We start from the raw sequence: 23,443 nt of genomic DNA, 5'->3' as shown, positions 1-23,443 counted from the left end.
AACAGTTTCCGGTTTTCTCTCCCCAAAAACAAAAAAAAGCGTTTTTGGAATCATCTTTTGTTGTACTTACTATGTAGTCCCGGCCGAGGATACAAGATGATTACTTCACAAAAAAACTTCTTTTTAAAACAATTAATCATCTTTTTCTATTATAAATATTCATTTTTTTGTAGTCAATCCGTAATAAAGACGAATAAAAGTCTCTAAAACGGTAATTTCAAATCGTATTTTCATGATATTTTACTGAAATTTTAATCTTTATACCATATTTATACTCTAATCTAATATTATTGCACAAAAATCAAGGTCTTATTTTGTCATCTAATAAATTTATAATAACTAATAAATGTTGTATTTTTAAAAATAAATGTCTTATTTTTTGGTTTTTTTTGGCGATTTTAAAAAAACCCTTATTTTTTCATGTTTTCGGGAGAAAAAGTAGATTTTTTTTCGTTTCTGATGTATACTCTTTTATGGGGAAAAGATGAAAATGAAGTAACTTAATCATGAACGTGAGGACGGGGAACGATTGTGGAGGAGAAGAACGCACAAACATTAGAAAGCAAAAAAAGCACATTGGCAAATCAAATTTACCAAGATCTAAAAAACAGCATCACAAAAAAAGGGTATTCACCCGGGGAAAAATTGAATATTAAAGAATTGGCGAGAAAGTATAACGTGAGTGACACACCTGTGAAGCAGGCACTGCAACGTTTGGCCGATGAGAAAATGGTAATCAACATACCCAATAAAGGTATGAGCGTGCGTGCGCTAACCCCTCATGAGCTAAATGACATATTTGATATGCGCTTGATGATGGATACCTTTTTTACCAAGGATATTATTTCAACCTTGAACTATAATGATAGTCTGCGTCAGCAGCTGGTTGATAACCTTGAAGCACAAAAAAAATTTGTTCAGGCTAGTGAATCCTCTCTTCATCCGGAAAGATATTTTTCTATGGATCTAGAATTTCACACGCTATTTCTAACTGCGTCGGGAAATCAAAAGGCCGTTGATGTTTTCATCAACTTACAGCCCTTTACCTACGCAACGGGTACATACCTGAATCAGCCCCATTATCGGGACTGCGAATGCGTTGCTGAGCATGAGGAGATATTGAAAGCGGCCTTTGCTGCAGATTTGGATGGGTTAAATCGTGCAGTGAAAACCCACATCGAAAATTCCAGACGTGCTTTACAGCTAATTTTTAAGGTTAATCAAATGGTTTTAGCAAATGAATAAAAATTTGTATTAAATCTTCTGCTGTAAAAAACAAAAGGCCGTACAATAAGATGTCTCTTATGTGCGACCTTTCTTCATTATATATATGTTAATTTCATAACATACTATTAACCAAGCATTGTTACAACTTTGTCTGCCTCACCGCGTTCCTTTTTCTTAGACTAAAAGGTCACTCTTTTACCACAGTTTCTTTTTCAGAATTTTGGTCACGATAAATCATCTTCTTATGCTTTTACAACACTTTCCAAATTCTGTTTCATTTCTGATGTGGCTTTTCGAATATCCTCTGCCGCAAATATTGCTGAAACCACAGCAACACCGTCAATGCCCGTTCCCCCAAGCTCCGCCACATTATGATTGCTGATTCCGCCAATGGCAACAACGGGTATCTCCACCGCCGCGCAAATCGCCTTTAGCTCCTCAAAGGTTACATCCGCAGCATCCAATTTGGTAGAGGTCTGAAACATAGCCCCAACGCCCAAATAGTCAGCACCTCTCTCTTGGGCAAGAAGAGCTTCCTCCACAGTACGGGTGGATACACCGATGATTTTATCCTTTCCCAACTTTTCACGAACACTGCCAGCCTCCATATCACTCTGCCCCACATGGATACCATCAGCATTAACGGCTAAAGCCACCTCAATATTATCATTAATCACGAAAGGAACGTTATATTTTTTACAAACTTTTTTCACTTCCTGAGCCTGCTCCAGAAACTCCTCAAAAGAAGCGTCTTTTTCCCTAAGTTGCACAAAGGTAGCACCGCCCAGCAAAGCTTTCTCCACATCCTCTGCAAGCTTTCTTCCATGTAACCAAGCGCGGTCAGTTACTGCATATAATAACAAGCTTTCACGATCTAACTTCAATTTTCATTCCCTCCTCTAAAATCTCATCAGTCAGATTACTCATTGCATCAATAATATAGGTGCGATAGGATGAGGTACCATTTAATTTTGATTCCTTTAATCTTTTCAATGCGATTTCACCGCAAAGCCCCATTGCCACTACCGCTGCTGCTGCAGCATCCAATAAATGATTGGAATTTGCCACACAGTACGCTGCTACTACACCGCTGAGCATACAACCAGTCCCCGTTATTTTGGACATCAAAGGATTCCCGTTACGAATTGCATATGCCTTTTCGCCATCAGCAACAATATCAATTGCCCCAGTCATTGCAATCACTGCACCTGTTTTCCCACTGAGCAGTTTGGCAAACTGAACCATCTCATCCAAATTCTCCTCTGTTACACGATCAGCAATGTCCGCATCTACTCCTTTAGTTGTGCCTTCTTTACTCCAAAGAGCCTTCAGCTCCGAAACATTCCCTCGTATTACAGAAAACCGCACCTCTTCCAAAAGACGGATTGCCGTATCCGTACGTAATTTCGATGCACCGGCACCTACAGGGTCCAAAACAGTAACATGTCCCAGCTCATTGGCTCTTTTCCCTGCTAAAAGCATTGATTCAATGGTACGGGCATTTAACGTACCAATATTGATATTTAGGCCTCCGCAAATACTTGTAATTTCTGCCGCTTCCCCTGCGTCATCTGCCATAATAGGAGAACCACCACAAGCCAATAAAATATTAGCTACGTCATTTACTGTAACGTAGTTGGTGATATTATGCACAAGTGGCATAGTTTCCCTTACATTCTGAATTAAATTCTTCTCCATCGCTATTCCTCCTAAAAAATTCATCGGATTTTCCAGTGGAACCCTTCGTAAAATTGATTATGGTTTTATTGATAACGGACAGTGCTGGGAAAGATATTTTTTCCGTAGAAAATTCCCAAAATAGGCTTTGTCATACCAAGAAAACAGGGCATCTCAATACCTCTTGGTTTTATAAAACCTCTGTTTTCCCTATGTACTTAAATTCAATTTATTCACACCCATATGTCCGTTAAAAAAAGACACTCCCCACGGGAGTGTCTTCATAAACGAAGTATGTCCCTACGTTGGCATTATCCAAATCAGGTTTACGGTCGAAGTATCGGTACTTCCTCTCAGCCTGCCTACAAGCTCCCATTTTCAAATAACGGAATTGCTTCCTATTTTTTAGAATATCACAGGGGTATCCCGTTGTCAAACGCTTTGTTTTCCTCGTCTATTTTTCAACAATTTTTTCTGAACTTTTACAAAAACCTTCTCGCTTATAATCGGTTCATGAGTATTTTTCACAATAATCCAGCTTTCCTTGGGAAGCTCCATGGTTTTTTTGGATTTATAACTAATTTTTTGTTCTCTCCCCTGCACCATATGTCCCAGATAAACAGGGTTTTTTAATATTTTTCTTACTGTGCCAGCCCCCCATTGATTACAAGCTTCTCTACCTAAATCCTGACCCCTTTTTTGCTTTCCCTGAGAGGGAGTGGGGATATTTTCAAGGGTCAACTGATCCGCTATTTTTTTGCAGGATAACCCAGACAAATACAACTTTGCTATATATCGCACCACATTGGCTTCCGCCTCCAAAACAACCAAATGATGGCGGTCGGAAGCATCCTTTTCATAACCATAGGGTGCATAATTACCCAGAAACTGCCCCAATTCCATTTTTCTTCTAAGTACAGAGCGAATATTTTCTGAAAGCTCCTCACAATACCATTCATTTACTAAGCTGTTAATTTGCCTAGCCTTTTTATTCTCTTTTTTTGATGTATCAACTCCATCCACTACCGTAACAAAACGGATACCCCACAAGGGAAAGCGTTCATGCAAATAGATCTCCGCCGTAGCCGCACTGCGGGTAAAGCGTGATTGGGTTTTACAGAGGATTATCTCAAACTTCTTATTCTTCGCATCCTGAATCAAGCGGCAAAAGGCTGGGCGATCCTCCCGTAAGCCTGAATAATCCTCGTCCTCATAAACATCGTAAATTTCCCAGCCATTTTTTTGGGCATAAGCAATGAGCAGTATCCGTTGGTTTCTTATGCTTTCGCTTTCTTCCCCCGTTCCATCCTCTACGGAGAGACGGCAATATAAGGCTGCCTTGGGCATCACTCCGCCCCCTCAATCTTTCTTACTATCAATATATACCCTATGGGTATTCACATATCCCAAAAAATATAGAATTTAACTGGAGTAAACGCAACTTAAGGTAACAGTTACTCTTTTTAAAACTATGGATATGCCTCTGGCAATGGGCAAGGGAATCAGGCAAACATTATTACGAATAAAACCCTGCCGTTTCATTCTTAATCATTGGAAACTATGCGAAAAAAAGATTTTATATTTACAAATAGGTCTATATAACCCCTAAAGACAGGTAAGTGCCATCTGTTAATAGCTTGTAGCAAATAATAAAACACCCGCAGCAAAATGCTGCGGGAAGAAATTTTCTTATAGCGAAATATTTATTATTTTTCAACTCTTTAATCCAAATCTTTAAATATATACTTGTTACAGTTTGGACAGCAGCTATCTTCGGCAATCTTCTTTCTGCTATTGAGTGACTTTTTACAATGGGGACACTTATAATACTTGGTTTCCAAAACAAACGTAAACACTGCCAACGCAACTGCGAAAAAATAATTATGCAAAAAAACAAAACTCATGGCGGCAACGGCTAATAATAAGATATAAATTTTTTGAAATCTTTTATAATTTGCCAATAACGTCTGTCCCTTTTCAGATATTTTCACAAAAGTCCCCCCAATTTTAAATTTCTTTTCTCCTTTATTTTATCCCAACTAAGATATAAAAGCAACAGAAAAGATACGTGACCCATGTCACGGGTATCGCCTGTGGCAGTGGTACCCTTTCCAACGGCCGCTACAGGGGAATTGCACCTGAGGCTTATATTATTTCCCTAAAAATTCTTGACAGCAACGGCCAAGGCAGTTCCTCCCATGCTGTTGCCGCATTAAGATGGATAATGGACAATGCTGCAAAATATAATATAAGAGTAGTAAATTTATCCATCGGTTCCAACGACAGGAAGGTGAATCAGCCTTTGAAGGAGAGCGTTGAAGTTCTCTGGCGTAGAGGAATTGTTGTAGTGGCCGCGGCAGGCAATCCTGATGGACGCAGAGGCTATCAGCCTCCGCCACCCATCAGCCCCATGGTAATTACCGTGGGGACCTGGGAAGATCGTGATTATTTTACGCGACATAAGCCTTTTTCCCTTTTTACCAAGGAGTCATCCAATCTGCCGGATATCTGGGCCCCCGGAGAAAACATTGTTTCTGTTCTCTCCCCCGATTATAAGTTCAGCATGCCCAACCGCAGCCGGGAAAATATTATTTATCCCAATTATATCAGTATGAGTGGTGCCTCTATGGCCACCCCCTTGGTAAGCGGAGCAGCTTCTTTGCTGTTAGAACGATTCCCTTATGTCAGACCCAACGAAATTAAAGCGGCCCTAATGAAAATAGCAGCCGAAAATGGGGGACTGTTGGATCAAAGTACCTGTCTGAACCAAACAGGAAAGGTGGTTTTTATTTAATGGAACGAAATTTGATTTACGAATTGACAAAAACACTTCAGCAAACAGATGGTCTGGAAAAAGACTTTCTGGCGATGTCTACATCCTTACGAGAAGCAATTGAGAAAAACTACATTCAGAAAATCCAGTTAGCTGCCGGCGACCAAAAATCATTTACTGTGGAACATCCACCAAAAGAAGTTACCCTTCTAAGAGCAATTGCACCCTTTCTGGATGAAGGTGGGCGTGGGCAAATCCGTGATATCTGTCGTTCTTTGCTTTTTATTAATTCCTTGCAGGGGGTAAATCAAAGCGTTACCAGCTTAACCCAAGAAGGCGGCCTCCTTGCGGCTAGAAGTGCTGACGGAAGTACAGATGCAACAGGGGAAAATTTAAATCCTCAAGCAGCTAAAATTGCCGGGCTTTTGATGTCAATTGCTTTAATGGATAAATTTTGAGGCAATCAAAACCCTAAATTACTGCTTCAAAAAACTTCTTTCTAGAGCATTAGCACCAAAAAAAGTCGAAAATCCAATGGATTTTCAAAAACTGCTTCACAGAATTTTTTTCTGTATAAGCAAAACAAAAAACCGATTGCTGAGCATTCTTTATGCATAGCAATCGGTTTTTTTACAATTCCTGATTAATGACAAACATATTCATTTTCTTTATTTGTTTCAAATCTTCCTTCGTCATAACCAATTGTTCTCTCATTTCCTCATTTTCTACCATCACATCAAGGGATAGTAAAAATTTAAATGCCACCGGCAAAATCGGCTGGGTGGAAAGCCCCGAAAACATCCCTACCAATCGGCGATCATGGGTGAAAGAATTGATGGCATACATAAAAACTTGTTCTACCTTGTTATTCTGATTTTCAAAATTAAAATTGGTAAATGCATCAAATTTACGCATGGTACCATGATAAAGGAATTTGCAGTTGTAATAATTGCTGTAATCCTCTACATCTGCATAAAAATTTGCTTTATAAATTCCATTTTCCCCTGCGCCTTGCACTTCTATTATATTTTTGACAATGCGTCCTCTTCTGCCATCATAAAAATACAAGTAATATTTTGTTTTCCCCGTTTTCCGCTTGACCAAGGCATCCCCATCAGTCTCTTCAGAAGTTGTGACATTTTCATAATCAACAAGCTGATTTACAGAAATATTTAAGGCATCTGCGATAGAAAACAGCGTTTCAATATCAATAGAAATTTCCCCATTCTCATATTTAGAAACCGTTGCTTTGCTTTTGTGAATCATTTCTGCAAAGACCTCAATTGTTAATTTCTTGAGCTTTCTGTAAAGCCTGATCCGTTTACCCACATGGATACTGACTTCTTTCATAATTCCCTCCTATTATTGTTGCTATATTCTATGAAAGTATATTTTGCGCAAATTTAAGTCTGTAATGCTGATAGTATTCTTCAATTTTGATGAAACTCCTTTGCAGTTTGTAGTTGTTTTTTTAAAAATACCCATTAAACACGGAATCGTCCTTAACACAAAGACAATTCCTGTTTTCTGACGTTTGTTTTGAAAAAAGAACACCCTATATTCAATCATTTGATTCTAGAAACATTGAATTTTCCACTTACAGTGGAAAATTTCTGCAATTATTCCTACTTCCAAAAAATTTATTGTCCATCATTTCCAAACACTTTTGTTCTCATTTTTATCTAAAACATAGAAAAATCTATAGTTCAGATTAAAAATATTTTTCAAAATTAGCTAATATCACAAAAAAATTTGAATGAAATATATTTTACCAGAAAATTATACTTGCACATTGTACATTTCGTAAAAATAATAAAATTCTTGATTTTTTATTAGTTTAAGTTATATTTTATCCATTTTTCTTATTTTTTCAACTATTTTTTTATTAAGATTATGTTTTTACCATAAATTGTTTCACTTAAATATTTTTCATCGGGTTGATATTTTTGAGATTTTATTAGATAATAGTGAGCATGTCGCAATTCCATAAACAGCCGATTGCACATCAGAGAGAAAAGTTGAGAGTAAGTAATACAAGGAGGTATTATCTATGAACGGAAAGAAAAACAGCATGGCCGACGTTGCGATAATTGGTTTGGCATTATTTGCAATGTTCTTCGGTGCAGGCAACCTGATTTTTCCGCCTTACTTAGGCATTAATGCAGGTAGTGAATGGTTTACAGGATTTATTTGTTTCTTTATTGCCGATGTTGGCTTGGCATTGGTAGCAATCTTAGCTATGATTAAAACAGGCGATGTTTCTATGAACGGTATTACAGGGAAATTGGGCAGAGTACCCTCAGTCATTATTAATTCTTTGATTGTATTATGCATTGGGCCCTTCCTTGCAATCCCTCGTACTGCTGCTACAACCTTCGAAATGGGTGTTATGCCTATTTTCCCATCCATTAACTCTTGGGTATTTGGCGCAATCTTTTTTGGCCTGACCCTTATGTTTACCATCCGTCCTTCTAGCGTAATTGACGTTATCGGTAAATATTTAACACCAATCTTGGTTCTTTCTCTGTTGGCGCTGATTGTAATGGGTATTGTTAACCCAATTGGTCCAATTGTAGATACAACCGGCTTTAATACCGTTAAAGAAGGTATTCTTGCAGGATATCAGACAATGGACGTTTTGGCATCTGTGGTATTTATTATCATTATCATCTCTGCTGCGAAGGACAAGGGCTATACCGATACAAAATCGACCATGAAGGTTGTAATTCAATCCAGTGTTTTTGCAGCCGGTGCATTAATGATTATTTACGGCGGCTTGGCTTACTTGGGTGCTACCACCTCCGGCGGCGGTTTTGAAGACTTGAACCAAACAGGCTTGGTTGTTGCAATTACACAAAAGCTGGTTGGCAGCTATGGCGTATTGATGCTTGGTATTATCGTATTCTTTGCTTGTTTGACCACATCAATCGGCTTGGTTTCCTCTTGTGCATCCTTCTTTGAAGAATTAACAAATGGTAAAGTTTCTTACAAAATGGTAGTTATTATTACCGTTGGTTTCAGCTATTTTGTATCTAATTTTGGTATCTCTACCATTATCAGCATTGCAGCTCCAATTTTAACATTGCTGTACCCTGTTGTTCTTGTTATGATTATCTTGACTTTCTTTGGCAAGAACATCAAAAACAATAACATCTATATCGGTGCCGCTGTATTAGCTTTATTGGTTAGTGCTGCTGATGTATTATGTGGTTTTGGCTTACCCTTCTTATTTGTTAAAAACCTTCCTCTGGCTGGATTTCAGTGTGGATGGGTTGTTCCTGCCATTATTGGTGGTCTTATTGGTAAATTCATTCCTATGTCTGAAAAGGCAAAAGAAAGATCTGATTTTGCCTAAAGCTTTGCAAAGATTTTAAATAGAAATAGATTACACTGAAAAAAGAGAGGGAAGGATACATTTGTGTCCTTCCCTCTTTTAGACTATCCAAAACTTATTTATTAAAACGGAAGAACTCCGAAAACGATAAAAAATTATTTCTTTTTTCCATGGAAAAGATCTCTTAACTTTCTTCACATGAACTACCTTCTTATACATATGGCTTATGGCAACAGTTTATGAACGTGAAGACGAAAGCAAATGAATGGTAATCCCCATGTTGGCTTCGCCGATCCGAGAAAAAATAGGGGGTTACAAAATCCTTTTTAGTGTAAAAATGCATCTATTTGTTCTATGTCAGAGAGGGAAGGTCACAATTTGTGCCCTCCCCTCTCTTTTTTGTTATCTCGATTTATTATTTTCCTAAAATCTTATCTGCCACATACATTCCATTTGCCGCCGCCTGTGATAGAGAGCGGGTAAAGCCTGCACCATCGCCGATGGCATACAGCCCGGGACAGTCGTCCAATTGGAACTCAGTACATTTTGGTCTTGCTGAATAATACTTACATTCTATCCCATAAAGCAAGGTATCGTAGTTCGCTGTGCCCGGGGCAATTTTATCCAATGCATGTAGGGTCTCAATTATATTATCCAACTGACGCTTAGGCATACAAAGGCTTAAATCCCCAGCTACTGCATGAAGTGTTGGTCTTGTGGTGGACTTTCTGATGCGGCTTTCATCAGAACGTCTGCCGATTTCCAAATCCCCCAAGCGTTGTACCATGACGCCGCCCCCACAAATAAGATTTGCCAAGCTTGCCACATATCTTGCATATTCAATGGGCTTTTTAAATGGCTCCGTAAAACGGATGGTAGAAAGCAGGGCAAAGTTGGAGTTTTCCGTCTTTCTCGCCTGATCACGGTAGGAATGACCGTTTACTGTCAGCACACCCCCTGTATTCTCCGTTACCACATGACCTCTTTCGTTAAAGCAGAACATTCTGGTGGTATCACCGTATTGCTTGGAACGATACCATATTTTAGGTTCGTAGATTTTTTTGCTGAAGTGATCCCAAACCATTGCTGGTAACTCAACTCTCACACCAATATCTACCTGATTATTTTTCAAGGGAATATTATTCTTCTCGCACCAGTCAGAGAAAAAGCGACTGCCAACACGGCCTACGGCAAATATAATTTTATCCGCCGTTATCACATCTTTCTCCCCTTTGTGTATCAAATGAATCTCCTTGGTATCTTTATTCACATCAGTAGCCTCTGTATCAACAGCAATATCTACCTTATCTTCTAAATATTCAATCAGCTTCCGCATGGTATCAAAGTTGCTGTCTGTTCCCAAATGCTTCAACTGTGCCTGACTCATATGCAGATCGTGCTGTAAGCAAAGGCGTTTCAAATCATCATTGGGCATAAAACGGTCTGTGGTTGCACCGAATTTTACCAAGACCTCATCCGCCTGCTCAATGTAATGGATGACCGTTTGGGGCTCTAAAAACTCAGTCAGCCAGCCACCATATTCCGTAGAAATAACATATTTTCCATCGGAAAATGCGCCAGCGCCAGCCATGCCCTCCATAATGGCACAAGAGGAGCATTTGATACATTTCTCTACCTTTCCTGTCACAATAGGGCAATGGCGCTGCCGAATGGCATGACCTTTTTCCATAATTAAGACCTTCATTTGGGGATTGCTCTCAACCAAACGATATGCTGTCATAATCCCGCCGATACCACCGCCAATAATTGCTACATCATAATGCTTTTTTAAACTCATAGAAGCACCTCCTAATGTGGCATTCAAAAATGCCTTATTCAAAATATAACTGTTTTTTGCATAATTATTCTTCGCGCGCAGAAAAAGAGCGAAACTCCTCTATACTTGTGTAAGAAAAGTTTCGCTTTACTTACGTCTTATTTTAACGTATTTCCCTCCTCAAGTCAAGTGGTTCTTTTTTCTTTTCCGAAAATATCACAGACCTGCTACGCATAATCATTCATAGAACAAATAAATGTCTCCAATACAGAAACATGAAAATAACATTTCCCTTTACAGTATACCCCAAAGAAGCATATCTCAGAAGTGTAATCCAAATTTACAAGTCATTTAAATAGGTGCTATATATTTGACTGAAATGTTGGTTTTTTGCCATCCTTAGTACGTTAAATTTTTAAAAAAGGGTATAGAAAAGGGTGTCGGCTTTGCCGACACCCGAAAAATCACTTTATTTGCTGTGCAATGGTTTCTTTTGCAACTTCCAATGCCTCACCAATTTTGGAAGCATCCTTACCTCCAGCCTGGGCCATATTAGGACGACCACCGCCGCCGCCACCGCAAGCTGCCGCTGCTGCCTTAACAATATTACCTGCATGGGCACCCTTTGCAACAGCATCATCTGTTGCCATTACCAAGAGGTTTACCTTACCTTCTGCGCCGCCTGCCAAAACAACAATGCCACTGCCCAGTTTATTCTTCAACTGGTCACCTAATGTACGCATACCGTTGGCATCCAAGTCCTTTACTTCCGCCGCCAAAACTGCAACACCTTTGATTTCCGTTTTTGCATTTAAAATTTCTTCAACAGCACCGCCTGCCATTTTGGCTTTCAGTTTCTCCAATTCCTTCGCCATCTCTTTCTGCTCAGCCATCAATTGTTCCACACGGGCAACCAGCTTATCAGGGGTTGCTTTTACCAAACGGGAAATTTCCTTCAATTCGTCTTCCTGCGCTTGATAATGCTTCAAAGCCTCACTGCCTGTCACCGCCTCAATACGGCGCACACCAGCAGCAACACCATTTTCAGAAAGGATTTTAAAGGAACCAGCCTGAGCAGTGTTTGTCAAGTGGGCACCGCCGCAAAGCTCTACGCTATAGCCACCCATATCAACTACACGCACAACATCGCCGTATTTTTCTCCAAATAAAGCCATTGCCCCTTTGTTTCTTGCTTCCTCAATACTCATTTCAGCTGTCTCAATTACATAGCTTGCAAAAATAGAATCATTCACCATTTTTTCAACAGCCTTTAATTCCTCATCAGTCAAGGCTGTAAAATGGGTGAAGTCAAAACGCAAACGTTCAGGACTTACATAAGAACCAGCCTGTTCCACGTGGGTGCCCAAAACGGTTCTCAGTGCTTTTTGCAGTAAGTGGGTTGTACTATGGTTTCTTGCCGTTGCCATACGTCTTTCCCAATCCACTGTTACAACTGCCTTTTCGTCAACAGAAATTGTACCCTCAGTTATCTGACCTACATGAGCAATTTTACCACCGATAACCTTAATACAATCGGTTACCGTTACAATGCCCTTTGCTGTTTTGATTGTTCCATGGTCACCCACCTGACCTCCGCTTTCTGCATAACAAGGTGTATTATTCAAGAAAACAGAAACACTGTCACCCTTTTGTGCCACACCTGCCACCTCATTATTTGCAATCAATGCAACGATTTTTGCATCAGAAATTTCCTTCACATCATAGCCTGCAAAGCTTGTCTCTAATTCAACGGGAAGTTCATGATAAACGGTTTCTGCCGCTCCCATATAAGTGGATTTTCCTCTTGCCGCTCTCGCTCTTTCTTTTTGCTGTTTCATTTCAGCAGCAAAAGCTTCTTCATCCACATTCATGCCTGCTTCCTCTAAGATTTCCTTTGTCAAATCAATGGGGAATCCATAGGTATCATATAAACGGAAGGCTTTGTCACCACTCATTGTTGTCTGACCAGCTTCCTTCATCTCTTCCATGTCAGACTTTAGGATTGCCATGCCGTTGTCAATGGTTTTATAGAAGCTGTTTTCCTCGATGGAAAGAATTTTATAAATATATTCCTGCTTGTCCACCAATTCGGGATAAGCATCACCACTGCAAGCAATGACAGATTTAGAGAGCTCTGCCAAGAATTCTCCTTCAATCCCCAGTAGTTTTCCATGGCGTGCCGCACGGCGAAGCAAACGGCGAAGCACATAGCCCCGACCCTCATTGGAGGGCAAAACGCCATCAGCGGTCATCATGGTAACGGAACGGATATGATCTGTTATAACACGAACAGAAACGTCGGTTTTAGCAATTTTACCATATTCCACATTGGCTTTTTGGCAAATTGCATCACGAATTGATTTCACTGTATCCACGTCAAAAATAGAATCCACGCCCTGCAAAATAGTAGCCATACGCTCCAAGCCCATACCTGTATCCACGTTTTTCTGAGCAAGTTCTGTATAGGTTCCATCTACTTCAGCATTAAACTGAGTGAGTACTAAGTTCCAGAACTCCATATAGCGGTCACAATCACAGCCTACACCGCAGTCCGGACTGTCACAGCCGTACTTTTCCCCTCTGTCATAATAAATCTCTGTACAAGGGCCACAGGGGCCTGTACCGTGTTCCCAGAAGTTATCAGCTTTGCCCAGCTTTTTAATTCTATCACGAGGCACACCAACGGCATTATGCCAAATATCACCGGATTCATCATCCTCTTCATAAATTGTAACATACAGCTTATCCTCAGGAATGCCCAAAACCTCTGTCACAAACTCCCAAGACCAAGGTATGATTTCATTTTTAAAGTAATCACCAAATGAAAAATCACCCAGCATTTCAAAAAAAGTGCCATGGCGTGCTGTTTTACCAACATTTTCAATGTCACCTGTACGGATACACTTCTGACAAGTGGTTACCCTTTTGCTGGGGGGAATTTCCTGACCAGTAAAATACGCCTTCATTGGCGCCATACCTGAATTAATCAGCAGTAAGCTCTTGTCATTGTGGGGTACCAGGGGAAAGCTTTGCAAACGCAAATGTTCTTTACTTTCAAAAAAGGAAAGGAAAGCCTCTCTTACTTCATTTACACCCATGTATTTCATTGTATTTCCTCCTAATCATTTCATCTCATTTGTTTTTTGGAAAAAAATAAGCCCCCGATCACTAAGGATCAGGGACGATTAAACCGTGGTACCACCCTGCTTACGGCAAAACGCCGTCGCTTTCATGCCGTTAACGCCGGCCTGCGCCGCAGCATACTTCAAATTCCGCCGCAGAGCTGTGAATATCCAAAAAGACTGCTTCTTCAACGGGCTCCCGAAAACCTTCCACCAATGGTTTTCTCTCTGTAAAGGCCTGCCGCTAAATACTCCTTCTTTTTATGGCTTTTTTCAATTCATTCAGTTAAGAAGATTATAGTAAGTCCCTTTTCGTTTGTCAAGAGAAAGGCATATTTCATCATGGAAAATACATGCATAGTGCTTAATATTTTCGAAACATTGAAAAATATGTATTCTAAAAGAGGTGCATTCTATATATATGTCTCTCTACCGTTCTAACGAAACTGCACCAAAAACATTATAACTTTTTTATTCTATAGACCCATTCTTGTCCCCCGAATTTAAAAAGTATATTAGTTTTACGAATCTATATAAAGCAAAAAGCAGGCAGAAAGTTCTTGCAATTACAGTACCATCCACCGACAGACCATATCCAAAGGAACATAAAATATCAGGTCTAAAAAAACAATACACAGAAATAAAAATAACGATAAACTCCGCTGTAACGATATTGCTTTTATTCATTTGGTTTTCAAACCTCCCATAACCCTTGTTTGGACCTCACTACATTAAACAATCTACCACAAAGGGATGGTTATTGCATGGGTTTCCTTTCGACAATACATGACAAGTTACATGGTCTTTCCAAAACAAACTTCAATCAAAAGTATCCCTATTTCTAAAACATTTTGTTCATCGCCATATTATCAATGGTTTCACTCATACGTTTTAGCCCTACTTCAATCTTCCCATCCTCCAAACCGCAAAAGCTCAGACGGACATGACCACTGTCTCTGCCGCTGATTTCAAATTGGCTTCCTGGAGTCAGAATCACATTCTTCTCCAGCATACGGCTGCAAAAGGCCTCAGCACTTATTCCTTCAGGTAATTGAATCCAAAGGCTAACACCACCATTTGGCAAAGAAAAGGTGGCTCTGCCTGCCAAATATTTTTTGGCAAAAGAAAGGGTGTGACGGTATTTTTCCCCGCCGAAACCACGCATAGTCTTTGCATGCTCCTCCCAGCCATTTTCCTTAAAATATTGCTCCATGGCTTTTTGAATAAAGCCTGAGGTTGAAATATCCGTAGTATATTTTGCTTCCATAACCCCTTGATGAATCTTTTTGGGCAAAACCATAAGACCCATACGAAGGCCTGGCATTAATATTTTTGAAAAACTTTTAATATAAACCACTCTATTCTTATAATCCAATGCTTTTAAAGGCACCGGTGCTTCTTTGCTATAATAAAAGTCGTAGAAATCATCCTCTTCTATGATATAAGTATCATATCTTTCTGCCAATTCCAGAATGCGGCGCTTTTTTTCCAAAGAATAAGAAATTCCCGTAGGCGTTTGAAAATACGCCATCATATAGATAAACCTTGGGCGATACAGCTTCAAATAATCTTCTAAAACCGACATTTTCATACCATCGTTTTCCATGGGAATTTCAATCAGCTTTGCCCCTCTGGATAAAAATGCCCCCGCCGCACCATAAAAGGTGGGGCTTTCCACAAAAACCACATCTCCGAAATGAATCATGGCCTTGGAAATTACGTCAATGCCCTGCTGGGCACCTGAAATGATCTGTACGCTATCCGGTGCTGTTTTAATACCATACGCTTCTATGTAGCTGCAAAGCTGTTCACGTAGAGGTTGATACCCCATACTGTCCATATAACGGAAGGCACCGCCCTTTTCCCTCTCCAGAACCTCATCAAAGGCTTTCTTGAAGGCATCTACGGGAAACAACTCGTGGGGCAATGATGTATTTGCAAAATTAATTGCCTTTTCAAAAGAAATTCCCACTTCAAAGCTATGAAGATTCCCCTTGGCAACCGGCGATGGTATTGCCTCAACTGGCAAAGGGGATACAAAGGTTCCGCTACCTTTTCTGGAATAAACCATCTGTTTGCTTTCCAAATGCTTATATGCCGTAACCACCGTAACATTGTTTACGCCGTACGCCTCTGCCATTTTTCGTATCGGCGGCAATTTGCTGTCTGGCGCAAGGCTCCCTTGGGAAATCAGTCTGCCAAGTCCATCAGCCAATTGCTGATATAAGGGGGTCTGCCCCTCTTTATTTAATTTTATGTGAAAAATAGTATCCGACATAAAATCTCTCCCTTAACAACTTACTCATATTACTCATAGCGTTTTCTGCCCGACGCCCCTGCAATGCCCATGCCCTCACGATATTTTGCGACAGTTCTGCGGGAAATCTGTATGCCTTCCTTTTGCAGTGCTTCTGTCAGCTCTCTATCGCTGTAAGGCTTCATTTTGTTTTCTCTTTCAATCATCAACCGTATTTTCTGTTGAATGCTATCGGCGGAAATGGTACCTGTTTCTTCCGAAGATAGCGCCTTGGAAAAAAAGGAACTCAGTGGAAAAATCCCTCTGTCGCATTGCAGATATTTATCCCTTACCGCTCGGCTCACCGTAGACTCATGCACCTGCATGCACTCGGCAATGTCTGCTAAACGTAATGGCCTAATCTGGCCGTCAGGCCGTATAAAAAATTCTTCTTGATGATTCACAATGCATTTTGCCGTTTCAAGCAAAGTGCTTTCTCTTTTTGAAATACACTGAATTGCCCATTCTGCTTGCCTTAATTTATTAGAAATAAACTCTTTGGCCTCGTCGGATGCACCCTCTCGCAGCATTTTCAAATAAGATTGACTGATAAATAATCTAGGGGAGGAGGAGCTATTCACCGTGACCAGCAGCTCTCCTTCTTGCTTTTGTACAAAAACGTCCGGTAAAATATACTCAACGGGTCTTTCACTTAAAAATCCACGACCGGGCTTCGGCTCACAGTTTTTTATTTCCTCAAAAGCATCCTGTGCTACCTCAAGAGTCACACGCATCTGCTTCGCAACATAGCTCATCCTATTTTTTGCCAGATCAGACAAATATTTTTCTACCATAATAATGGCAATAGGAGATGCATTTTTTTGCTTAAGTTGAATCAAAAGGCATTCCTGCAAGCTTCTGGCTCCGACTCCGGGAGGGTCTAGGGACTGAAGAAGTCCCATGATATCTTCGCTGCAATTACCTTTTAAATGGTACTTTTTCTCCGCAGCTTCCAATGCGCCCTTTTCTAAGTAACCACTTTCCTCCGTACTTTCCGCCAAAAAGCGCAAAACACATTTAACCCCTTCATCCACATTTAATATATTGATTTGGAATAAAAGATATTCCCGCAGGCTCTCACGCTCCCGCTTGCCGATGGAATCTCTTTCATCCCGCTCATCTTCTTGCTCCACACGATACATACTGCGATTTTGCTCATCTGCCTCTTCCAGCCATTCCAGCTTGCGCAGCAGCTTATCCTCTTTCACAGCCTGCTCATCAGAAACCTCCTGCCATTCTAAGAGGGGATTCTCCTGTGTCAGCTCGTGAATATACTCTGTAAGCATAATTGTATTCATCTGTAAAATCTCAACAGATTGCTGCATTCTTTGAGATAAAATTTGCTTTTGTGCTAACTGCAGGGACAAATCCACGGTATCACCCTCTTCACTTATATTTTAACAATAAGTTTCTCTCGTCTTTGGCACTTTTTTCATTTTATCACAGTTTACACTAAAAAAAAGCTACATTTCTGCCATGTTGTAAAGAGTTTACTATTTTCCGTACTTTGTTTTTGTCTAATTGCCTTAAAAAACTAGGGGAAAAACCCCACCAATTATGGTAATATATTATCATTTACAATTTTACATAATAATAGTAAACTAAAGTAGGTCTTAATATTTAGCATACAAATTGATTGTATGTCTTTCTATGCGTACAAAATAAGTTAAACTCAGGTTTTACGAAAGAATTTTGTCAAAACCTTTTTTCACAAACGATAGCTTTTGCAGTTTTTTTTACAAATATGTTGTGAAAACTTCATTTTTGTATTAAAATACTGCTGTTGTACGTATAGTTCTATCATTTCTTGAAGGTATAACTAATCTTCGCGCTTCCCAAGCGCACAAAACACTTGACAGAGGGGGATAATATGCAAGCTTTAACGTTCAAACGTGGAGTTCATCCGCCTGATGGAAAAGCTCTGTCCGCAGAGCAGCCTATTCAGGTGATACTCCCAAAGGAAAACTCTGAGTTGTTCTACCCCATGAGCCAGCACATCGGCGCTCCTTGTGAGCCACTTGTTGCTGTTGGTGATCATGTAAAAGTTGGTCAGAAAATCGCAGAGTCACCCGCATTCATGTCTTCTCCAATTTTCGCTAGCGTATCCGGTGAAGTTGTGGACATCCGTCCTATGCTTGTTCCCGGCGGCGTAATGGTAAAATCCATCGTTGTGAAAAACGACGGCAAAATGGAAGAAATCGAAGGCTTGAATCAAGGCAGAGACTACACCAAAATGACAAACGACGAAATTCTTGCGGCAATTAAGGACGCAGGCGTTGTTGGTTTGGGTGGTGCTGGTTTCCCTACCCATGTAAAACTGAATCCACCCAAGGATAATCCCATTGATTATATCTTAATCAATGCGGCAGAATGTGAGCCATACCTCACATGCGATTATCGTTTAATGGTGGAAGAACCAGAACGTATTGTGAAAGGTCTGCAGATTATGCTGAAACTGCATCCCAATGCAAAGGGCGTAATCGGCATTGAAATGAACAAGCCTAAGGCAATTGAAATTATGACAAAGGCTTGCGAAGGCATTAGCAATATTGTTGTTCAACCCTTGGTAACAAAGTTCCCTCAGGGTTCTGAAAAACACTTGATTTATGCCATTACAAAAAGAGAAGTAAAATCCGGTGCTCTGCCCGCAAGTGCAGGCTGTATCGTTGATAACGTGGACACCGTTCTTGCAATTGAAAGAGCTATCGTAAAAGGTAGACCTTTGATGAGAAGAGTGGTAACCGTTTCCGGACAAGGTATCAAAAACCCAGGCAACTACAAAATCCGTATTGGTATGACTCTGCGTGATTTAGTTGATGCAATTGGTGGCTTTAACGAGGAAAACCCTCCTGTAAAGCTGATTGCCGGTGGTCCTATGATGGGTCCTTCTCTTTATACTTTAGATGTAGCATCCGTAAAAACAACTTCAGGTTTGCTTTGCTTCACAAAAGAAGAAGCATTCATTCCCGAAGAAAGAAACTGCATTCGCTGCGGTAAGTGTGTTGACCACTGTCCAATGGGACTTATGCCCTTCATGCTGAATTTCTTGGCGCTCAAGGGTGACGGCGACGCTTTTGTTGCCCACCACGGCTTGGATTGTATCGAGTGCGGCAGCTGCTCCTATGAATGCCCTGCAAAGCGTCAGCTTGCCCAGTCCATTCGTGCAGTGAAGAAAATTGAAGCAGGTAAAAAAGCGGCCGCGGCTGCAGCTGCAAGAGCGAAAGCTGAAGCAGAGGCAAAAGCGAAAGCTGAAAAGAACTGAGAAGGGGGAGAATAAAACATGGCTAATTTTGTAGTATCCGGTACCCCTCACGTACGTTCTAAGGAATCTATCCAGAGCATCATGCGTGATGTAATCATTGCTTTGGTTCCTGCTTCCGTGATGGGCATTTATTATTTCGGTTTGAGAGCACTGATGCTGATGGTTGCTGCCATTGTATCTGCTGTTTTCTTTGAATGGCTTTATCAAAAATTAATGAAAAAACCCATTACAATCAGCGATTTGAGTGCTGTTGTAACAGGTTTACTTTTGGCAATGAACTTACCCGCAGCTGCACCTGTTTGGGTTGCTATTGTTGGTAGTGCATTTGCAATTATCTTTGCAAAACAGCTTTTCGGTGGTTTGGGGCAGAACTTTATTAACCCTGCCCTTGCCGGCAGAGCTTTCTTATTGGCATCCTACCCTACCGAAATGACCTCTTGGACATCCTCCGGTAACTTCGGTGTAGATGCTGTTGCAGTTGCAACACCTTTAGCGCAGCTGAAGGGCGGCGTAATGCCCGATGCAAGCTTTACAGATGTATTGGTTGGTAACGTAGGCGGCTGTCTGGGTGAAACCTGTGCCATCGCTTTGATTATCGGTGGTGTTTATCTGATTGCAAAGCATGTAATCAACTGGAAAGTTCCTGTAATTTATATCGCAACCGTTTTTGTTCTGACCGCATTAATCGGCAGAAAAGGTCTGCGTGTTCCTGTTTACGAAATTTTTGCAGGCGGTTTGATGTTAGGTGCATTCTTTATGGCAACCGATTATGCATCCTCTCCTGTAACATCTAGGGGACAGATTATATTCGCCCTTGGCTGTGGTTTGTTGACAACATTAATCAGAATTTTTGGCGGTTACCCTGAAGGTGTATCCTACTCGATCCTGATTATGAACCTTACTGTGCCCCTGATTGAAAGACTTACAGAGCCTACTATCTTTGGTGCACTGCCTAAAGTAAAGGAGGCGAAAAAAGCATGAACGGAAAAGAGATCATAAGACCTGCTATAGTATTGCTGATTATCGCCGGCGTTGCAGCGGCAGCTTTGGGTGCGGTTCAGTCCATTACTGCAGAACCCATCAGATTGCAGGAAGAACAAACAAGAGCAGCTTCCATGAAGGCAGTTATGCCCGATGCAAGCTCTTTTGAGCAAATTGAAGATGCAGAATTAACAGGTTCCTTGACTGCTGTATATAAAGCAGACAACGGCGGCTTTGTTATCACTACTGAGCCTGGCGGCTTTGGCGGTGCTGTAAATACAATGGTTGGTATTGATGCAGACGGCGTAATCACCGGTCTGCGTGTTACAAAACATGCCGAAACACCCGGTTTAGGTGCAAAATCAACCGATCCTTCCTTCTATGAGCAGTTTACAGGTATGTCCGGTACACTAGCTGTAACAAAGGATGGCGGCGAAGTTGTTCCTATTACTAGCTCCACAATCACTTCCAGAGCCGTTACAAGCGGTGCAAATGACGCTTTGGAATGGTTTGCTGCGAACGGAGGTGCTTATTAATGGCTAACCCATTGAAATTAATTAAAAATGGTTTGATTGACGAAAACCCTACCTTTGTGCAGGTTATCGGTATGTGTCCTACTTTGGCTGTAACTAGCTCTGCTATTAACGGTATCGGTATGGGTCTTTCCACTGCAGCGGTTTTGATTTTCGCAAACCTTTTTATCTCTCTGTTGAGAAAGATTATTCCCGATAAAGTTAGAATTCCATGCTTTATCGTAGTTATCGCTACATTCGTTACAATCATTGAGTTCTTACTGAAAGCTTACCTTCCTGCCCTTAACGCATCCTTGGGTCTCTATATCCCTCTGATCGTAGTTAACTGCCTCATCTTGGCAAGAGCAGAAGCATTTGCTTTCAAAAATGGTCCGGTTTCCGCTATCTTTGATGGTATCGGTATGGGTCTTGGTTTCACAGTTGCTTTAGGTGTTTTGGGCTTGGTTCGTGAATTCATCGGTGCAGGCACATTATTTGATTACACTGTACTTCCCGCAGCATTCCCCAGAACATTACTGTTCGTTATGGCTCCCGGTGCTTTCTTTACATTGGGCTGTCTGATGGCTGCTTTAAATCATTTCAGAAACAAGAAAAAAGCTTGAGAAGGAGGGGAAATTAAATGAATCTAGTATTATTAGTTTTAGCCGGGATTTTCGTAAACAACTACGTATTATCTCAATTCTTAGGTATCTGCCCCTTCCTCGGTGTTTCTAGAAAAATTGAAACAGCAGTAGGCATGGGTGTAGCCGTTATCTTCGTTATGTCCTTGGCAGCAGCAGCAGCATGGCTTGTTTATGCCCTGATTTTGGTGCCTTTGAACATCACATATTTGTATAACATTGCGTTCATTTTGGTTATCGCATCCTTAGTACAGTTCGTTGAAATGTTCTTAAAGAAAGCTGCACCTGCGCTGTATCAAGCACTGGGCGTATTCCTTCCTTTGATTACAACAAACTGTGCAGTATTGGGTGTTGCCGTTTTGAACATGCAGAAGAATTATAACTTCATCGAATCCGTATTAAACGGTTTTGGTGGTGCAACAGGCTTCGCTTTGGCGATTGTTCTGTTTGCAGGTATTCGTGAAAGAATCGCAGACAATGATACACCGAAGGCCTTTGATGGATTCCCTTTGGCACTGCTTACAGCAGGCCTTATGTCCATTGCATTCTTAGGCTTCTCCGGCTTGATCAAACTTTAATGCAGGGAGGGTGACAAAAATGGACATATTAAATATTATGTATCCGGTCCTTAGTATCGGTGGACTTGGTGTAGTTTTTGGCGCAGGCCTTGGCATCGCCGGTGAGGTTTTCAAAGTAGAAGAGGATCCTAAAATCACTCAAATTTTAGAGGTTCTCCCCGGCGCAAACTGTGGCGGCTGTGGGTTCCCCGGCTGTGGCGGTCTTGCAAGTGCAATTGCTGCTGGAAACGCACCTGTAAACGGTTGTCCCGTTGGTGGTGCTGCTGTTGCTGAAAAAGTAGGTGCAATTATGGGTGTTGAGGCTTCCACTTCCGTACCCATTGCTGCTTTCGTTAAATGCGGCGGCACATGCGAAAAAGCAAAAGATAAATATGAATACTTCGGTATTGACGATTGTAACATGGCGGTTCAGCTGGCTTCCGGTGGTGCAAGAAGCTGCTCTTATGCCTGCTTAGGTCTTGGAAGCTGCAAAAAAGCTTGTGCTTTTGACGCAATCGAGATTCAAGATGGTATTGCTGTGATTGATAAAGACAAATGTGTTGCTTGTGGTAAATGTGTATCCACATGCCCTAAGCATATCATTGAGATGCTTCCTGCAAAAAACAAAATTAAAGTTCAGTGTTCCTCCAAGGACATTGGCAAAAACGTTATGCAGGTTTGCTCCGTTGGTTGTATTGCATGTAAAATTTGCGAAAAGAATTGTCCTTTCGACGCAATTCATGTAATTGATAACCTGGCAGTCATTGACTATGATAAGTGTAAAGCCTGCGGCATTTGTGCAAACAAGTGTCCGAAGGGTACGATTACAGGAAAAAAACCTGTGCCTCCCGCTCAGGCTGCTCCTAAGGCTGAGGCTCCTAAAACAGAAGCCCCCAAAGAGGAAGCACCTGCTAAGGAAGAAGCAAAAGCTGAATAATTAATCCGTATCAGATAGCCCCTTTTTGCAAGTTGAAAAACTTATAGAAAGGGGCTTCTCTTAATTATTTAAAACAATACCATTTAATTATCATACTAAATATTTTTTAAATATTGTAACATTAAATAAATTTTAATAACATTCGGAATTATAATTGACTGCCCGTATTTTTGCCAATAAAATTTTTCAGAAGAAAATTCCGAGTATTTTATATCAAGAACAAAATTGTTTTTCAAGAGTTCACTGACTATTTAAAAAACCAAGAAACAAGTAAATAGATTGGCTTAAGTCAGATTTCCAAAATAGATGCCATTATTTGGGGTGAGCAGAAAGAAAATATGCTCGCT

Annotated in this window: 20 protein-coding genes, 1 riboswitch and 1 other annotated feature; of the genes, 10 read left to right on the top strand and 10 right to left on the bottom strand. The window is 40.7% G+C overall.

The genetic code is table 11. From position 1 onward, the window contains the following. Positions 1-531: 531 nt before the first annotated feature. Positions 532-1,245: a GntR family transcriptional regulator gene (locus tag CPRO_RS00620; protein ID WP_066046696.1), complete on the top strand. Its 714-nt coding sequence runs from the start codon at positions 532-534 to the stop codon at positions 1,243-1,245. A gap of 224 nt (positions 1,246-1,469) precedes the next feature. On the opposite strand, the gene thiE is transcribed toward CPRO_RS00620, so the two are convergent. From thiE to CPRO_RS00600, 4 genes are all read right to left on the bottom strand, one after another. Next, a complete protein-coding gene (gene thiE / locus CPRO_RS00615; protein ID WP_066046694.1) occupies positions 1,470-2,111 on the bottom strand; it encodes a thiamine phosphate synthase in 642 nt (213 codons plus the stop codon). Next, the gene (gene thiM / locus CPRO_RS00610) at positions 2,095-2,925 is read right to left on the bottom strand and encodes a hydroxyethylthiazole kinase (protein WP_066046692.1); all 831 of its coding nucleotides are present in this window, start codon (positions 2,923-2,925) and stop codon (positions 2,095-2,097) included. The genes thiE and thiM overlap by 17 nt, the downstream gene beginning before the upstream one ends. Before the next feature lie 258 nt (positions 2,926-3,183). Then, positions 3,184-3,290, bottom strand: a riboswitch (TPP riboswitch). 46 nt (positions 3,291-3,336) lie between these two features. Continuing rightward, entirely contained in the window at positions 3,337-4,251 is a 915-nt protein-coding gene (locus tag CPRO_RS00605) for a recombinase family protein (protein ID WP_066046690.1), read from the bottom strand. Between the two features lie 374 nt (positions 4,252-4,625). Continuing rightward, on the bottom strand, positions 4,626-4,895 hold the full coding sequence (locus tag CPRO_RS00600) for a hypothetical protein (protein WP_066046689.1): 270 nt from the start codon (positions 4,893-4,895) through the stop codon (positions 4,626-4,628). A gap of 77 nt (positions 4,896-4,972) precedes the next feature. Between CPRO_RS00600 and CPRO_RS00595 the strand changes: the two genes are divergently transcribed. Together CPRO_RS00595 and CPRO_RS00590 are read left to right on the top strand one after the other, a co-directional pair. Beyond that, complete coding sequence (locus CPRO_RS00595) at positions 4,973-5,698, top strand: S8 family serine peptidase (RefSeq protein ID WP_066046687.1); 726 nt, start codon at positions 4,973-4,975, stop codon at positions 5,696-5,698. Then, positions 5,698-6,135 carry a hypothetical protein gene (locus CPRO_RS00590; RefSeq protein WP_066046686.1) on the top strand — a complete coding sequence of 146 codons (438 nt, stop codon included), beginning with the start codon at positions 5,698-5,700 and terminating at the stop codon, positions 6,133-6,135. Before CPRO_RS00595 ends, CPRO_RS00590 begins: the two co-directional genes overlap by 1 nt. A gap of 172 nt (positions 6,136-6,307) precedes the next feature. Here the strand turns inward: CPRO_RS00590 and CPRO_RS00585 are convergent, their stop codons facing one another. Then, entirely contained in the window at positions 6,308-7,027 is a 720-nt protein-coding gene (locus CPRO_RS00585) for a helix-turn-helix domain-containing protein (RefSeq protein WP_066046683.1), read from the bottom strand. Between the two features lie 700 nt (positions 7,028-7,727). Here CPRO_RS00585 and brnQ point away from each other — a divergent pair. Further along, complete coding sequence (brnQ, locus tag CPRO_RS00580; protein WP_066046681.1) at positions 7,728-9,032, top strand: branched-chain amino acid transport system II carrier protein; 1,305 nt, start codon at positions 7,728-7,730, stop codon at positions 9,030-9,032. A gap of 394 nt (positions 9,033-9,426) precedes the next feature. Here the strand turns inward: brnQ and CPRO_RS00575 are convergent, their stop codons facing one another. The 5 genes from CPRO_RS00575 to rpoN all read right to left on the bottom strand — a co-directional run bounded on the left by CPRO_RS00575 (position 9,427) and on the right by rpoN (position 17,579). Beyond that, the gene (locus CPRO_RS00575; RefSeq protein WP_066046680.1) at positions 9,427-10,809 is read right to left on the bottom strand and encodes an NAD(P)/FAD-dependent oxidoreductase; all 1,383 of its coding nucleotides are present in this window, start codon (positions 10,807-10,809) and stop codon (positions 9,427-9,429) included. Between the two features lie 443 nt (positions 10,810-11,252). Beyond that, positions 11,253-13,895, bottom strand: coding sequence for an alanine--tRNA ligase (alaS, locus tag CPRO_RS00570; protein WP_066046678.1), 2,643 nt, complete (start codon positions 13,893-13,895; stop codon positions 11,253-11,255). A 67-nt stretch (positions 13,896-13,962) separates the two neighbouring features. After that, positions 13,963-14,184, bottom strand: a binding site (T-box leader). A gap of 197 nt (positions 14,185-14,381) precedes the next feature. Beyond that, entirely contained in the window at positions 14,382-14,597 is a 216-nt protein-coding gene (locus tag CPRO_RS00565) for a hypothetical protein (protein ID WP_066046676.1), read from the bottom strand. Between the two features lie 154 nt (positions 14,598-14,751). Next, on the bottom strand, positions 14,752-16,188 hold the full coding sequence (gene pdxR / locus CPRO_RS00560; protein WP_066046674.1) for a MocR-like pyridoxine biosynthesis transcription factor PdxR: 1,437 nt from the start codon (positions 16,186-16,188) through the stop codon (positions 14,752-14,754). A gap of 29 nt (positions 16,189-16,217) precedes the next feature. Further along, positions 16,218-17,579 (bottom strand): RNA polymerase factor sigma-54, encoded by a 1,362-nt coding sequence (gene rpoN / locus CPRO_RS00555; protein ID WP_066046673.1) that lies wholly within the window; start codon positions 17,577-17,579, stop codon positions 16,218-16,220. 497 nt (positions 17,580-18,076) lie between these two features. Here rpoN and rsxC point away from each other — a divergent pair, with 497 nt between their 5' ends. Genes rsxC through CPRO_RS00525 form a run of 6 tightly spaced genes read left to right on the top strand, consistent with a single transcriptional unit; the run spans position 18,077 to position 23,096 of the window. Further along, positions 18,077-19,468, top strand: coding sequence for an electron transport complex subunit RsxC (rsxC, locus tag CPRO_RS00550; RefSeq protein ID WP_066046671.1), 1,392 nt, complete (start codon positions 18,077-18,079; stop codon positions 19,466-19,468). Between the two features lie 18 nt (positions 19,469-19,486). Next, positions 19,487-20,449 carry an RnfABCDGE type electron transport complex subunit D gene (locus CPRO_RS00545; RefSeq protein ID WP_066046670.1) on the top strand — a complete coding sequence of 321 codons (963 nt, stop codon included), beginning with the start codon at positions 19,487-19,489 and terminating at the stop codon, positions 20,447-20,449. Beyond that, the gene (locus CPRO_RS00540) at positions 20,446-20,985 is read left to right on the top strand and encodes an RnfABCDGE type electron transport complex subunit G (protein WP_066046668.1); all 540 of its coding nucleotides are present in this window, start codon (positions 20,446-20,448) and stop codon (positions 20,983-20,985) included. The genes CPRO_RS00545 and CPRO_RS00540 overlap by 4 nt, the downstream gene beginning before the upstream one ends. Continuing rightward, entirely contained in the window at positions 20,985-21,584 is a 600-nt protein-coding gene (gene rsxE / locus CPRO_RS00535; protein ID WP_066046666.1) for an electron transport complex subunit RsxE, read from the top strand. Before CPRO_RS00540 ends, rsxE begins: the two co-directional genes overlap by 1 nt. Positions 21,585-21,601: 17 nt before the next feature. After that, positions 21,602-22,180, top strand: a complete 579-nt coding sequence (gene rsxA, locus CPRO_RS00530; RefSeq protein WP_066046665.1) for an electron transport complex subunit RsxA — start codon at positions 21,602-21,604, stop codon at positions 22,178-22,180. A gap of 19 nt (positions 22,181-22,199) precedes the next feature. Continuing rightward, positions 22,200-23,096: an RnfABCDGE type electron transport complex subunit B gene (locus tag CPRO_RS00525; RefSeq protein ID WP_066046663.1), complete on the top strand. Its 897-nt coding sequence runs from the start codon at positions 22,200-22,202 to the stop codon at positions 23,094-23,096. Positions 23,097-23,443: the final 347 nt, after the last annotated feature.

The organism is Anaerotignum propionicum DSM 1682 (genome assembly GCF_001561955.1).
GTDB classification, from domain to species: domain Bacteria; phylum Bacillota; class Clostridia; order Lachnospirales; family Anaerotignaceae; genus Chakrabartyella; species Chakrabartyella propionicum.
This window is presented reverse-complemented; position numbering and strand designations above follow the sequence as displayed.

What these genes read in the sequence shown, in the direction of transcription:
- thiM (WP_066046692.1), bottom strand. Translation starts at nt 2,925, where the DNA reads ATGGAGAAGAATTTAATTCAGAATGTAAGGGAAACTATGCCACTTGTG.
- alaS (WP_066046678.1), bottom strand. Translation starts at nt 13,895, where the DNA reads ATGAAATACATGGGTGTAAATGAAGTAAGAGAGGCTTTCCTTTCCTTT.
- rsxE (WP_066046666.1), top strand. Translation starts at nt 20,985, where the DNA reads ATGGCTAACCCATTGAAATTAATTAAAAATGGTTTGATTGACGAAAAC.
- pdxR (WP_066046674.1), bottom strand. Translation starts at nt 16,188, where the DNA reads ATGTCGGATACTATTTTTCACATAAAATTAAATAAAGAGGGGCAGACC.
- CPRO_RS00525 (WP_066046663.1), top strand. Translation starts at nt 22,200, where the DNA reads ATGGACATATTAAATATTATGTATCCGGTCCTTAGTATCGGTGGACTT.
- rsxA (WP_066046665.1), top strand. Translation starts at nt 21,602, where the DNA reads ATGAATCTAGTATTATTAGTTTTAGCCGGGATTTTCGTAAACAACTAC.
- CPRO_RS00565 (WP_066046676.1), bottom strand. Translation starts at nt 14,597, where the DNA reads ATGAATAAAAGCAATATCGTTACAGCGGAGTTTATCGTTATTTTTATT.
- CPRO_RS00605 (WP_066046690.1), bottom strand. Translation starts at nt 4,251, where the DNA reads ATGCCCAAGGCAGCCTTATATTGCCGTCTCTCCGTAGAGGATGGAACG.
- brnQ (WP_066046681.1), top strand. Translation starts at nt 7,728, where the DNA reads ATGAACGGAAAGAAAAACAGCATGGCCGACGTTGCGATAATTGGTTTG.
- rsxC (WP_066046671.1), top strand. Translation starts at nt 18,077, where the DNA reads ATGCAAGCTTTAACGTTCAAACGTGGAGTTCATCCGCCTGATGGAAAA.
- CPRO_RS00575 (WP_066046680.1), bottom strand. Translation starts at nt 10,809, where the DNA reads ATGAGTTTAAAAAAGCATTATGATGTAGCAATTATTGGCGGTGGTATC.
- CPRO_RS00590 (WP_066046686.1), top strand. Translation starts at nt 5,698, where the DNA reads ATGGAACGAAATTTGATTTACGAATTGACAAAAACACTTCAGCAAACA.
- CPRO_RS00545 (WP_066046670.1), top strand. Translation starts at nt 19,487, where the DNA reads ATGGCTAATTTTGTAGTATCCGGTACCCCTCACGTACGTTCTAAGGAA.
- CPRO_RS00585 (WP_066046683.1), bottom strand. Translation starts at nt 7,027, where the DNA reads ATGAAAGAAGTCAGTATCCATGTGGGTAAACGGATCAGGCTTTACAGA.
- CPRO_RS00540 (WP_066046668.1), top strand. Translation starts at nt 20,446, where the DNA reads ATGAACGGAAAAGAGATCATAAGACCTGCTATAGTATTGCTGATTATC.